Source organism: Ancylobacter terrae, assembly GCF_045108345.1.
Lineage (GTDB): Bacteria > Pseudomonadota > Alphaproteobacteria > Rhizobiales > Xanthobacteraceae > Ancylobacter.
Genome location: NZ_JBJGXH010000001.1, coordinates 2,898,344 through 2,911,018, shown reverse-complemented (window position 1 = coordinate 2,911,018; position 12,675 = coordinate 2,898,344). Strand labels below are relative to the sequence as shown.

The 12,675-nt window shown below is 69.3% G+C and carries 9 protein-coding genes and 1 tRNA gene; 9 read left to right on the top strand and 1 reads right to left on the bottom strand.

The window, feature by feature from the left end:
* The first annotated feature begins 210 nt into the window (after positions 1-210).
* The 8 genes from ACEUEL_RS13945 to ACEUEL_RS13910 all read left to right on the top strand — a co-directional run bounded on the left by ACEUEL_RS13945 (position 211) and on the right by ACEUEL_RS13910 (position 10,858).
* Entirely contained in the window at positions 211-1,368 is a 1,158-nt protein-coding gene (locus ACEUEL_RS13945; RefSeq protein WP_405706272.1) for an ABC transporter substrate-binding protein, read from the top strand.
* A 379-nt stretch (positions 1,369-1,747) separates the two neighbouring features.
* Entirely contained in the window at positions 1,748-2,791 is a 1,044-nt protein-coding gene (locus ACEUEL_RS13940) for an ABC transporter ATP-binding protein (RefSeq protein WP_405706269.1), read from the top strand.
* Complete coding sequence (locus ACEUEL_RS13935; RefSeq protein WP_405706266.1) at positions 2,788-3,738, top strand: ABC transporter permease; 951 nt, start codon at positions 2,788-2,790, stop codon at positions 3,736-3,738. Before ACEUEL_RS13940 ends, ACEUEL_RS13935 begins: the two co-directional genes overlap by 4 nt.
* A gap of 279 nt (positions 3,739-4,017) precedes the next feature.
* Complete coding sequence (locus tag ACEUEL_RS13930; RefSeq protein ID WP_405706263.1) at positions 4,018-4,818, top strand: ABC transporter permease; 801 nt, start codon at positions 4,018-4,020, stop codon at positions 4,816-4,818.
* Between the two features lie 11 nt (positions 4,819-4,829).
* Entirely contained in the window at positions 4,830-6,260 is a 1,431-nt protein-coding gene (locus ACEUEL_RS13925) for a gamma-aminobutyraldehyde dehydrogenase (RefSeq protein ID WP_405706262.1), read from the top strand.
* Positions 6,261-6,458: 198 nt separating this feature from the next.
* Positions 6,459-7,559 carry an efflux RND transporter periplasmic adaptor subunit gene (locus ACEUEL_RS13920; protein ID WP_405706260.1) on the top strand — a complete coding sequence of 367 codons (1,101 nt, stop codon included), beginning with the start codon at positions 6,459-6,461 and terminating at the stop codon, positions 7,557-7,559.
* A 10-nt stretch (positions 7,560-7,569) separates the two neighbouring features.
* A complete protein-coding gene (locus ACEUEL_RS13915; protein WP_405706257.1) occupies positions 7,570-10,659 on the top strand; it encodes an efflux RND transporter permease subunit in 3,090 nt (1,029 codons plus the stop codon).
* Between the two features lie 125 nt (positions 10,660-10,784).
* Positions 10,785-10,858 (top strand) — tRNA-Ser (locus tag ACEUEL_RS13910).
* Here the strand turns inward: ACEUEL_RS13910 and ACEUEL_RS13905 are convergent.
* Entirely contained in the window at positions 10,859-11,941 is a 1,083-nt protein-coding gene (locus tag ACEUEL_RS13905) for a D-alanine--D-alanine ligase family protein (RefSeq protein ID WP_405706254.1), read from the bottom strand. It abuts the tRNA gene before it with no gap.
* Positions 11,942-12,149: 208 nt separating this feature from the next.
* On the opposite strand from ACEUEL_RS13905, the gene ACEUEL_RS13900 reads away from it, so the two are divergent.
* Positions 12,150-12,674 (top strand): hypothetical protein, encoded by a 525-nt coding sequence (locus ACEUEL_RS13900; RefSeq protein WP_405706252.1) that lies wholly within the window; start codon positions 12,150-12,152, stop codon positions 12,672-12,674.
* Position 12,675 lies beyond the last annotated feature (1 nt).

Below are 12,675 nucleotides of genomic sequence, written 5' to 3'. Positions count from 1 at the left end.
CGGAGAGCCGGGATCGCCGTCCGAGTAGGCCTCCCGACCGATCCCGGATCGGCCTCTGGCCGTCCGGGAGGACACTCATCCAGACTGCCCGCCTCTTACTCATCGGTTTTTCCGATGGCGCCGTTCTGATCTTTGGTGTGGCGCGCTCTTTCCCTTGCGATCACACTCGCGTCAAAGCCCCGCCCAGCGGGCAGAACAGAGGGAACCGTCATGCGCGCTCATCATGTTCTGGCGCTCGCCGCCAGCGTCTCGCTCAGCCTGCAGCCCGCTCTCGCCGCCGAGATGAAATCCATCGGCAAGGGCGAAGGCTCGGTCGATATCGTCGCGTGGCCCGGCTATATCGAGCGCGGCGAGACCGACAAGGCCTATGACTGGGTCACCGATTTCGAGAAGAAGTCCGGCTGCAAGGTCAATGTGAAGACCGCCGGCACCTCGGACGAGATGGTCGCGCTGATGAACGAGGGCGGCTTCGACCTCGTCACCGCCTCCGGCGATGCCTCGCTGCGCCTCATCGCCGGCAAGAAGGTCGCGCCGATCAACACCAAGCTGATCAAGAGCTGGAACACCGTCGACGAGCGGCTGCAGAACGCGCCCTGGCACACGGTGAACGCCGTCCATTACGGCGTGCCCTATCAGTGGGGCTCCAACGTGCTGATGTACAACACCGAGGCTTTCAAGGGCGAGGCGCCCAAGAGCTGGAGCGTGGTGTTCGAGGAGCAGGACCTGCCGGACGGCAAGTCCAACAAGGGCCGCGTGCAGGCCTTCGACGGCCCGATCTACATCGCCGACGCCGCGCTCTATTTGATGGCCAAGAAGCCCGAGCTCGGCATCAAGGACCCCTACGAGCTGAACGAGGAGCAGTACAAGGCCGCCCTCGACCTGCTGCGCGCCCAGCGCAAGATCGTGCAGCGCTACTGGCACGACGCCATGATCCAGGTCGACGACTTCACCAATGAGGGCGTCGTCGCCTCCTCCTCCTGGCCGTTCCAGGTCAACCTGCTGATCAGCCAGAAGAAGCCGATCGCCTCGACGATTCCCGCCGAGGGTGCCACCGGCTGGGCCGACACCACCATGATGCATGTCGACGCCAAGCACCCGAACTGCGCCTATATGTGGATGGAGCACTCGCTCTCGCCGAAGGTGCAGGGCGACCTCGCCTCGTGGTTCGGCTCGGTTCCCTCGGTTCCCGCCGCCTGCAAGGGCAACGAGCTGCTGACCGACGAGGGCTGCAAGACCAACGGCGCCGAGGAGTTCGAGCGCATCAAGTTCTGGCGCACCCCGGTCGCCAAGTGCCCGACCCAGGCCGCCGGGTGCGTGCCCTATTACCGCTGGGTGTCCGACTACATCGCCGTGCTCGGCGGGCGGTGAGGGGCGGCGCCTTTCGCGCGACCGGCCTAGCTCCCTCTCCCCGGCGGGGATAGGGGCTCGCCGGCATCCGGCCGCCGCGCTTCCCCTCACCGGCCCGCTGCGCGGGCAACCTTTCCTCGGCGAGGAGAGGGTCGGGGAAGAGGTGAGCGGGGCCGGCCCGCCGGTGCGGTTTGCCGCTTCGCGAAGTCTCCCCTGGGTCCCGGATCGGCGCTGCGCTGCGCGCAGCTTGTCCGGGAAACGTAGAGTGGGCGCTTTCAGTACCCGTGTCCCGGACAAGCGGAGGCGAAGCCGGAGCGCCGATCCGGGACCCAGGGGAAAATCCGCCAAAGGCGACCCGACCTGAATTCCGTTCCATCCAAGAGACACCGACCCGCCCCCCATGCCCGCTGATGCCGCTCAATCCTCCACCCCCGCCGTGCTGTTCCGCGGTGTGACCCGCCATTTCGGGGCGGTGAAGGCGGTGGACGGCGTGGACCTGTCCATCGCACCGGGCGAGTTCTTCGCCATGCTCGGCCCCTCCGGCTCGGGCAAGACCACGTGCCTGCGCCTCATCGCCGGCTTCGAGCAGCCGGACTCGGGTCATATCGAGCTGTTCGGCGAGACCATGGAGGGCCTGCCGCCCTATCGCCGCGCGGTGAACACCGTGTTCCAGGACTACGCGCTGTTCCCGCACCTCTCCGTCGGCGACAACGTCGCCTATGGCCTGCGCGTGCGCGGGGTCGGGCGGGCCGAGCGCGACAGGCTCGCCCGCGAGGCGCTGGCCATGGTCAAGCTCGCCGGCATGGAGGCGCGCCGTCCTTCGCAGCTCTCCGGCGGCCAGCGCCAGCGCGTCGCGCTCGCCCGGGCGCTGGTGGTGCGCCCCAAGGTGCTGCTGCTCGACGAGCCGCTCGGCGCGCTCGACCTCAAGCTGCGCGAGGAGATGCAGGCCGAGCTGAAGAGCCTGCAGCGCGCGCTCGGCCTGTCCTTCGTCTTCGTCACCCACGACCAGAGCGAGGCGCTGTCCATGGCGGACCGCGTCGCCGTGTTCAACGAGGGCCGCATCGTCCAGGTCGGCCCGCCGGAGGAGGTCTATGAGCGCCCGGCGACCCGCTTCGTCGCCGGCTTCGTCGGCTCGGCCAACGTGCTCTCGGCCGCGGAGGTTTCGCATTTCGGCCTGCCCGCCCGGCCGATGAGCCTCAGGCCGGAGAAGATCGCGCTGCTGCCGCCCGGCCAGCCGGCGCCGGCGGGAGCCTTCCTCGTCGACGTCACCATCCTCGATGCCTCCTATCAGGGCCCGGTGCGCCGGCTGATCGGCCGCGACGCCACCGGCCTCGTGCTCGCCGCCGCCGTCCCGGCCGAGGCCGCCGCCGGCATGACGCCCGGCACGCCCGCGCGCTTTTCCTTCGCCCCCGTCGCATTGCAGCCGATGGAGGGCGAGGGATGAGCCTCTCCGCCCTCGACCTGCCGATCCCGCCGCGCGCGAGCCTGCGCGGGCGCCTGTCCGACCTCGTGGTGCGCCGGCAGAACCTGCTGGTGCTGTTGCTGCTGGCGCCGCCGCTGATCTGGCTGGGCCTCGTCTATGTCGGCAGCCTCGTCATCTTCCTCGCCCAGTCGGTGTTCTCGATCGACGAGTTCTCCGGCACCATCGTGCGCGAGCCGACGCTCGCGACGCTGGCCGAACTGTTCCGCCCGGCCAATTTCGACATCCTGCTGCGCACGGTCGGCATCGCCGCGGCGGTGACGCTGCTCTGCGCCATACTCGCCTTCCCGATCGCCTATTACGCCGCGCGCTATGCCGGCCCGCGCGCCAAGGCGGCGTTCTACCTCGCGGTGATGATGCCGCTGTGGTCGAGCTATCTGGTCAAGGTCTATGGCTGGAAGCTGCTGCTGGCCAAGGAGGGCGCCATCGGCTGGTTCGCCCAGCGCCTCGGCCTCGGCGGCCTGCTGGAGGCGTGGCTGGCGCTGCCCGTGGTCGGCGGGCCCTCGCTGTCGGTCAGCTATACCGGCATGGTGCTGACCTTCACCTATCTCTGGCTGCCCTTCATGATCCTGCCGGTGCAGGCGGCGCTGGAGCGGGTGCCGGGCAGCCTGATCGAGGCGGCCGGTGATCTCGGCGCCTCGCCGGGCCTGACATTTCGCACCGTGATCCTGCCGCTCGCCATGCCCGGCGTGGTGGCCGGCGCCATCTTCACCTTCTCGCTGACGCTCGGCGACTACATCGTTCCACAGATCATCGGCACCTCGGCGCTGGTGCTGGGCCAGGCGGTCTACACGCTGCAGGGCACGGCCGGGAACATCCCGCTGGCGGCGGCCTTCTCGCTGGTGCCGATCCTGGTCATGGCGCTGTTCCTGACGCTCGCCAAGAAGACGGGGGCGTTCGATGCGCTGTGAGGGGCTGAACAGGCTCGGCGTGGCTCCCTCTCCCCGCCGGGGAGAGGGTTGGGGTGAGGGGAGTTGCCTGCCCGGATATGGCGTTCCCCCTCACCCGGCCCTGCGGGCCGACCTCTCCCCGGCGGGGAGAGGGGAAGAAGGGGTGGCGCCCTCTTATGCGACGCCCTCATGCCCGGGCTTGACCCGGGCACCCCGCTCCGAAATTCACGGCGCGCGCCAGCTGGGTCCCCGGGTCAAGCCCGGGGATGAGGGAAGGAAAGTCGCGGGGAGGGCGCGCCCATGACCCGCGCCTCGCTGCCCCTGAAGATCGCCGCGCTGGGCGGGCTCGCCTTCCTGCACGTGCCGCTGCTGTTCATCCTGCTCTACTGCTTCACCACGGAAGAGAAGAGCTACGCCTTCCCCCCGCCCGGCTTCACGCTGAAATGGTTCGGCGTGGTGTGGGAGCGGGCCGATATCTGGGCCGCCGTCGGGCTGTCGCTGCAGGTGGCGGCGATCGCCACCGCCGTCGCCCTCGTGCTCGGCACGCTGGCGGCGGGGGCGCTGGCGCGGGCGAATTTCTTCGGCCGCGAGCCCATCTCGCTGCTGTTCGTGCTGCCGATCGCGCTGCCCGGCATCGTCACCGGCATTGCGCTGCGCCAGGCGTTCGGGCTGATGGAAATCCCCTTCTCGTTCTGGACCATCGTGCTCGGCCACGCGACCTTCTGCATCGTGGTCGTCTACAACAACGCGGTCGCGCGTCTCCGAAGGCTCTCGCCCTCGCTGATCGAGGCCTCGATGGACCTCGGCGCCGACGCCTTCCAGACCTTCCGCCTCGTGATCCTGCCCAATGTCGGCACGGCGCTGCTGGCGGGCGGCATGCTGGCCTTCGCGCTGTCGTTCGACGAGGTGATCGTCACCACCTTCACCGCCGGCCAGCAGTCCACGTTGCCGATCTGGATGCTGTCCGAGCTCATCCGTCCCCGCCAGCGGCCCGTCACCAACGTGGTCGCCGTGCTCGTCATCCTCGTCACCTTCCTGCCCATCCTTGCCGCGTACTACCTCACCCGCGAGGGCGAGGCGGTGGCCGGCTCCGGCAAATAGGAGAAACCGCCATGCTCGAGACAGAGATGCTGATCGGCTCGACCTTCGTCGCCGGCACCGAGACGCCCGAGACGGTGCTGAACCCGAAGACCGAGGAGACCATCCTCGAACTGCCGGAGGCCTCGCCCGACCAGATCGACGCGGCGGTGGCGGCCGCCGACAAGGCCTTCCCCGCCTGGTCGCGCACCACCCCGGCCGAGCGCTCGAGCCTGCTGCTCAAGCTCGCCGACGCCATCGAGCGCGAGGCCGAGGGCTTCGCCACGCTGGAGGCGCTGAACTGCGGCAAGCCGCGCTACGCCGTGCTGCGCGACGAGATCCCCGCGATCGCCGACTGCTTCCGCTTCTTCGCCGGCGCGGTGCGCACCCAGCACGGCATGGTCGCGGGCGAGTATATTCCCGGCCACACCTCGATGGTGCGGCGCGACGCGATCGGCGTCGTCGCCTCGATCGCGCCGTGGAACTACCCGCTGATGATGGCGGCATGGAAGCTCGCCCCGGCGCTGGCGGGGGGCAACACCGTGGTCATCAAGCCCTCCGAGCAGACGCCGCTGACCCTGCTGAAGCTGGCCAAAGTGATCGCCGGCATCTTCCCCGAGGGCGTCGTGAACGTCGTGGTCGGGCGCGGCGAGAGCGTCGGCAACGCGCTGATCCACCACCCGAAGGTGGCGATGGTCTCGCTCACCGGCGACATCGCCACCGGCAAGAAGGTGCTCGCCGCCGCCTCGAAGACGGTGAAGCGCACCCATCTCGAACTCGGCGGCAAGGCGCCGGTCATCGTGTTCGACGATGCCGACATCGCCGAGGTGGTCGAGGGGGTGAAGATCTTCGGCTACTACAACGCCGGGCAGGACTGCACCGCCGCCTGCCGCATCTATGCGTCGGACAAGATCTACGACAACCTCGTCGCCGACCTGTCGTCCGCCGTTTCCTCGCTGCGCTTCAACCTGCCGGACGACGACCAGAACGACATCGGCCCGCTGATTTCCGCCCGCCAGCGCGCCCGCGTCGCCTCCTTCGTCGAGCGCGCCTCCGAGCTCAACCATGTCGAGATCGCCACCGGGGGCAAGCTCGCGGGCGGCAAGGGCTTCTTCTACGAGCCGACCGTCGTCGCCGGCGCGCTGCAGTCGGACGAGATCGTGCGCCGCGAGGTGTTCGGCCCGGTGGTCTCGGTCACCCGCTTCTCAGACGTCGAGGAGGCGGTGGCCTGGGCCAATGACAGCGATTACGGCCTCGCCTCCTCGGTCTGGACCCGGGATGTGTCGAAGGGGCTGGCCACGGCCGCCCGGCTCCAGTATGGCTGCACCTGGGTGAACTGCCATTTCATGCTTACCAACGAAATGCCCCATGGCGGCCTGAAGCAGTCCGGCTATGGCAAGGACATGAGCGTCTACGCGCTCGAGGATTACACCGTCGCCCGCCACGTGATGGTCAAGAACGGCTGAGCCCGCTGTGCGGGCTCGCGGCCGGCCCCTCGCTGCCTGCACTCGCCCCCCGCAGGCGGCGAGGGCGCCCGCCCTCGGCGCACGAAGTCGTGACTTCGTGAGCGAACCTGTCGAAGATTTAATTTGTCCCATCCCCGGCCGGCTGTTCTATTGCGCTGCAATAGGTTGCGGGGTCGTCTGGGAGATTTTATGCGGCTTATGGCCGGACTGGTACTCGTGCTGGTGGCGCTCGGCGGCGCCGGCATCGTCGCGCATCGCAACGGCTGGGACGCGCCGGTTCTCGCGGCCCTGAAGGGGCCCGCGAACGCGGCGCCCGAGCCGCGTCTCGCCAATGCCCGCCCCGTGCTCCCCGTCGAGGTCGCGACCGCCCGGCAGGTGACCACGACCACCGACATCCGCGCCGTCGGCAGCCTGCAATCGGACGAATCCGTGCAGCTCGCCTCCGAGGTCGCCGGCCGCATCGCCCAGATCAATTTCCGCGAGGGCCAGCAGGTCAAGGCCGGCGACGTGCTGGTCAAGCTCGACGACGCGCTCGTCACCGCCGCCGAGGCCGAGATCGAGGCCCGCCTGTCGCTCGCTGAATCGAACCTCGCCCGCGCCCAGCAGCTGCAGAAGTCCGGCTCGGGCACCGCCCGCTCGCTCGACGAGGCGGTGGCCGAGCGCAACACCGCGACGGCTCTCCTGAACCTCCAGCGCGTGCAACTCGCCAAGCACGCGATCGCCGCCCCCTTCGACGGCGTCGCCGGCCTGCGTCAGGTCTCGGTCGGCGCCTATATCCCGGTGGGCACGACGCTGGTGAACATCGAGAAGATCGACCAGCTCAAGGTCGACTTCAAGGTGCCCGAGGTGCATCTCGGCAGCGTCGCCAGCGGCCAGCAGGTCGAGATCACGGTCGACGCCATGCCCGGCCGCGCCTTCACCGGCACCATCTACGCCATCGACCCGATGATCGACGTCAACGGCCGCGCGCTCAGCGTGCGGGCCCGCCTGCCCAATGCCGACATGGCGCTGCGGCCCGGCCTGTTCGTCCGCGTCGTGGTGAAGGGCATGGCCGAGCGCACCACGGTGATGGTGCCGGAAGCCGCCATCGTGCCGCGCGGGCAGGAGCGCTATGTGTGGCTCCTCGCCGACGGCAAGGTGAAGGAAGCCAAGGTCACGCTCGGCGAGCGCCGCAGCGGCGAGGTCGAGATCGCCTCGGGCGTGCCGGCCGGCGCCACGGTCGTCACCGCCGGGCAGGGGCGCCTGCGCGCCGGCGCCAGCGTCGAGGTGGTGGGCACGCCCGCGCCGCCGCAGAGCTGAGGGGCGCGCCATGGGCCTCTCCGAGCTCTGCATCCGCCGCCCGGTCTTCGCCACCGTCCTCAGCCTGATCCTGGTGCTGATCGGCATCGTCTCCTATTCGCGCCTCACCGTGCGCGAATACCCCAACATCGACGATCCCACCGTCTCCGTCGTCACCCGCTATCCCGGCGCCTCGGCGAGCATCGTCGAGAGCCAGGTCACGCAGATTCTCGAAGGCTCCATCGCCGGCATCGAGGGCATCGACGTGCTGGAATCCTCCAGCCGCTCGGAATCGAGCCGCATCACCGTGCGCTTCCGGCTCGAGGTGAACCCCGACGTCGCCGCCAGCGACGTGCGCGACCGCGTCAGCCGGGTGCGCCAGCGCCTGCCGGACGAGATCGACGAGCCCGTCATCTCCAAGGTCGAGGCCGACGCCCAGCCGGTGCTGTTCGTGGTGTTCAAGAGCGACCGCATGTCGGCGCTGGAACTGTCGGACTATATCGACCGCTATATCGTCGACCGCTTCAAGAACATCACCGGCGTCGCCGATGTGCAGATCTTCGGCGAGCGGCGCTACGCCATGCGGGTGTGGATCGATCGCGAGCGCCTCGCCGCCTATAACCTGTCGGTGCAGGACATCGAGGATTCGCTGCGGGCGCAGAACGTCGAGATTCCCTCCGGCCGCATCGAGAGCGCCGACCGCGAGTTCACCGTGCTCTCGCGCACGGCGCTGTCCAACGTGCAGCAGTTCGAGAACATCATCGTCAAGCGGGCCGGCACCGCGCAGGTGCGCCTCGCCGAGATCGCCCGCGTCGAGCTCGGCGCCGCCGACGAGCGCCGCTCCAGCCGCTTCAACGGCGGCGCCGGCATCGCCGTCGGCATCATCAAGCAGGCGGTGGCGAACCCGCTCGACGTCTCCGCCGGCGTCCGGGCGGTGATGCCGGAGATCAATGACAGCCTGCCCGACGGCATGAGCGGCATGATCGGGCAGGACAATGCGGTGTTCATCGACCGCTCGATCCAGTCGGTCTACCACACCATCGGCGAGGCCATCGTCCTCGTCGTGCTGGTGATCGTGATCTTCCTGCGCTCCTTCCGCGCCTCGATCATCCCGATCGTCACCATCCCGATCTCGCTGATCACCACCTTCGCGCTCATGTACGCGCTCGGCTTCAGCATCAATACGCTGACGCTGCTGGCCATGGTGCTCGCCATCGGCCTCGTGGTGGACGACGCCATCGTCGTGCTGGAGAACATCTTCCGCCACATCGAGGACGGCATGAAGCCGATCCCCGCCGCCATCCGGGGCGCGCGCGAGATCGGCTTCGCGGTGGTGGCGATGACGCTGACGCTGGCGGCGGTCTATGCCCCGGTCGCCTTCGCGGCGGGGCGCACCGGCCGGCTCTTCCTCGAATTCTCGCTGACGCTGGCCGGCGCGGTGCTGGTCTCGGGCTTCGTCGCGCTGACGCTGACGCCGATGATGTGCTCGCGCCTGCTCAAGCACCAGCCGAACCCGGGCCGCGTCTCGATGTTCGTCGAGCGCTGCCTCGGCGGGCTGGAGCGCGGCTATCGCCGCACCCTCGGCGGGACGCTCAGGGTATGGCCGCTCGTGCTGCTGGTCGCGGCCGGCGTCGCTGGCGCCAGCGGCTGGTTCTTCACCAACCTGCCCTCCGAGCTGTCGCCGATCGAGGATCGCGGCATCGTCCGCGTCAACGGCACCGCGCCGGAAGGCTCGACGCTGGCCTTCACCGCCCGCTATTCGCAGCAGGTGGAGGGCATGCTGAGCAAGCTGCCCGAGATCGAATCCGTGCTGACCATCAACGGCTTCCCGGATGTGAACCGCTTCCTCGTGGTCGGCCGGCTGAAGGACTGGAGCGAGCGCGAGCGCCGCCAGCAGGAACTGGTCAACCAGACCACGCCGCAGCTGCGGCGCATCGCCGGCGTCAACGCCTTCGCCAACAACCCGCCCTCGCTCGGCGCCTCCAACAATTCGCGCCCGATCGAGTTCGTGCTGCAGACGTCCGGCACCTATGAGGAACTCGACGGCTATGTGAACCGTTTCCTCGAGCGGGTGCGCGACTTTCCCGGCCTCGTCAGCCTCGACACCGACCTGAAGCTGAACAAGCCCGAGCTCGCCATCACCATCGACCGCCAGAAGGCGGCCGATCTCGGCATCGCCATCTCCGTGGTCGGGCGCACGCTGGAAAGCCTGCTGGGCGGCCGGCAGGTCACCCGCTTCGAGGTCGGTGGCGAGCAGTACGACGTCTATGTGCAGCTCGCCGCCGCCGACCGCACCTCGCCCTCGACGCTCGACACCATCTATCTGCGCGCCGCCAATGGCGAGATGGTGCAGCTCTCCAACCTCGTCACCATCCGCGAGAGCGTCGCCCCGCAGGAACTGCGCCGCTTCAACCAGATGCGCGCCGTCACCGTCTCGGCCAATCTCGCGCCGGGCGTCTCGCAGGGCGAGGCGCTCGCCTTCCTCGACCAGGCCGCCCACGAGGTGCTGCCGCCGAGCGTGCGCACCGACGTCTCCGGCCAGAGCCGCGAGTTCCGCGCCGCCGGCCAGAGTCTGGCCGTGGTGTTCGTGCTGGCGCTCGGCTTCATCTATCTGGTGCTCGCCGCCCAGTTCGAGAGCTTCCGCGACCCGCTGATCATCATGCTCAGCGTGCCGCTCTCGATGACCGGCGCGCTCGCCGCGCTCTACTTCACCGGCGGCTCGCTGAACGTCTATTCGCAGATCGGCCTCGTCACGCTGGTCGGCCTCATCACCAAGCACGGCATCCTGATCGTGGAATTCGCCAACCAGCAGCAGGAGGCGGGCCTCGACCGCCGGCCGGCGGTGCTGGAGGCGGCGGTGCTGCGGCTGCGCCCGATCCTGATGACCACCGGCGCCATGGTGCTCGGCGCCGTGCCACTGGCGCTGGCGGAAGGGGCGGGCGCCGAGAGCCGCCAGCAGATCGGCTGGGTCATCGTCGGCGGCATGAGCCTCGGGACGCTGCTGACGCTGTTCGTCGTGCCGGTGGTCTATTCGCTGATCGGCCGCGATCACCGCAAGGCGAGCGCGAAGCTCGCCGCCGCCCACGCGCCCGGCCCCGCCCACGGCGCCCCGGCGGAATAGGCGGGGAGAGGGCGCAGTATAGTTGGTTATGAAACGGACGCATCGGCGGGCTGCTTAACTTGAAGAAGCTTGCCTATTTTGTTACCGTCGCAGAACCTGGGGATCCGGGTGCCCGTAAGGGCTATTTAGTAGTAGCTCAGCTGGATAGAGCGCTCGCCTGCTAAGCGAGAGGACGCGGGTTCGAGTCCCGCCTACTCGCTTAGGCGACCTTCTGGTTGCGCGCCAGCCCGTGCGCGACGAGGCGGTCGATCAACTCGGCATAGCCGACCCCGCTCACCGCCATCGCCTTCGGGTACATGCTGATATTGGTGAAGCCGGGGATGGTGTTTGCCTCGTTGACGAGGAACTCCCCGTCGGCCTTGAGGAAGAAGTCGACCCGCGCCATGCCGTCGCAGCCGAGCGCGCGGAAGGCGGTGGCCGCCATCGCCCGCATGGCGTCTTCGACATCCTCCGGCAGTTGCGCCGGCACCATCAGCGCGGCGCCGTCGGCGTCGATATATTTGGCGTCGTAGCTGTAGAAGCCGTGGCTCTCGGCCGGGGCGATCTCGCCGGGGCGGGAGACGATCAGCTCGCCCTCGGGCGTCTCCAGCACGGCGAACTCGATCTCGCGGCCCTTCACGAACTCCTCCGCGAGCAGCTTGCCGTCATGGCGGAAGCCCTCCGCCAGCGCCGCCCGGTACTCGACCTCGCTGGTCACCTTGCTCACACCCACCGAGGAGCCCTGCCGCGCCGGCTTCACGAACACCGGCAGGCCGAGTTCGCGCGACACCGCCGCGAAGTCCGGCTCCGCGCCCGGATGAATGACGATGCCGCGCGCATGCGGCACGCCCGCCTGCGCGAACAGCCGCTTGGCGATGTCCTTGTCGATGGCGGTCGCCGAGCCGGTCAGCCCGCAGCCGACGAGGGGCACGCCGGCGACGGCGGCATGGCCCTGCACCGTGCCGTCCTCGCCATGCGGCCCGTGCAGCACCGGGAACAGCGCGTCGATGGCGGCGATCTCCTGCGGCGCGCCGGCCGGGGGGAGGGCGATGACCCGCCCGCGCCCGCCCGGCAGCAGCGCAAGTTCCGTGCCCTCCGCCGGGCGCGCCAGCACCCCGTCCGCGACCTCGCTCATCAGCCAGCGCCCCTCGCGGGTCACGAACACCGGCAGCACGTCGTATTTGTCCGGGTCGAGCGCGGCCACCACATTGGTCGCCGACATCACGGAGACCTCGTGCTCGGCCGAGCGGCCGCCGAACAGCACCGCGATGCGCAGCTTGCGAGGGGTCGGTTCGCGCGTCATGGCCGTCTCCGCTTCGTCCCGCGCCGCCGGGCGCGCACAGGGTTCACCGGTGTTAACCGGGATCCTTAAATCTTTCGCAAATTTTGACGGCTGCCGCATCGCCGGCCACGGCCCGCCACCCGTCGCAAGGGGCGTGGCGACACCCTATCTGAAGCGGCAACCGCGCGATCATGGAGCACGTCCGCCCTCGGCGCGAAAAGGATACGGCATGGCCAAGCCCCGGCAGGCGCGCAAGGTGAAGAAGGTGCGCGCGGAGTGGACCGATATCGTCCTCGTCTGCCGCACATGCGCGAAGAAGCTGAAGGGCGGCTTCGGCGAGGGCGGCGACGAGCGCTTCGTGAAAGCGCTGCGCGCCGCGCTGGCGGCCCCGCCCGTCGGCGAGCACGGCGCCACGGCGATGACTGCCCCCCGGGCCGCGCCGGAAAAGGCGCAGCCGAACGGCGAGGCGAAGAACACCGACGCGAAAAACGCGAGGTCGACGGCGGCCAAGCCGAAGAAGGCGAAGGGCCGCCGCGCCCGCATCGGCGTCGTCGAGGTCGGCTGCTTCGACATCTGCCCGAAGGACGCCATCGTCACCGTCACCGGCTCGCGCCCCGGCACCTGGCGCGTCATCCCGCGCGGCCTGCCGATGGCGGAGGTTGTGGAGGTGTTGGGGGTCGGCGAAAGCGCGCTCGGCACCGGCCCTGCCCCCGCGCGCCCGGCCGAGGATGCGCCGCCGGGCGGCAGCCTGTAGT

What these genes read in the sequence shown, in the direction of transcription:
- ACEUEL_RS13905 (WP_405706254.1), bottom strand. Translation starts at nt 11,941, where the DNA reads ATGACGCGCGAACCGACCCCTCGCAAGCTGCGCATCGCGGTGCTGTTC.
- ACEUEL_RS13915 (WP_405706257.1), top strand. Translation starts at nt 7,570, where the DNA reads ATGGGCCTCTCCGAGCTCTGCATCCGCCGCCCGGTCTTCGCCACCGTC.
- ACEUEL_RS13900 (WP_405706252.1), top strand. Translation starts at nt 12,150, where the DNA reads ATGGCCAAGCCCCGGCAGGCGCGCAAGGTGAAGAAGGTGCGCGCGGAG.
- ACEUEL_RS13940 (WP_405706269.1), top strand. Translation starts at nt 1,748, where the DNA reads ATGCCCGCTGATGCCGCTCAATCCTCCACCCCCGCCGTGCTGTTCCGC.
- ACEUEL_RS13935 (WP_405706266.1), top strand. Translation starts at nt 2,788, where the DNA reads ATGAGCCTCTCCGCCCTCGACCTGCCGATCCCGCCGCGCGCGAGCCTG.
- ACEUEL_RS13945 (WP_405706272.1), top strand. Translation starts at nt 211, where the DNA reads ATGCGCGCTCATCATGTTCTGGCGCTCGCCGCCAGCGTCTCGCTCAGC.
- ACEUEL_RS13920 (WP_405706260.1), top strand. Translation starts at nt 6,459, where the DNA reads ATGGCCGGACTGGTACTCGTGCTGGTGGCGCTCGGCGGCGCCGGCATC.
- ACEUEL_RS13930 (WP_405706263.1), top strand. Translation starts at nt 4,018, where the DNA reads ATGACCCGCGCCTCGCTGCCCCTGAAGATCGCCGCGCTGGGCGGGCTC.
- ACEUEL_RS13925 (WP_405706262.1), top strand. Translation starts at nt 4,830, where the DNA reads ATGCTCGAGACAGAGATGCTGATCGGCTCGACCTTCGTCGCCGGCACC.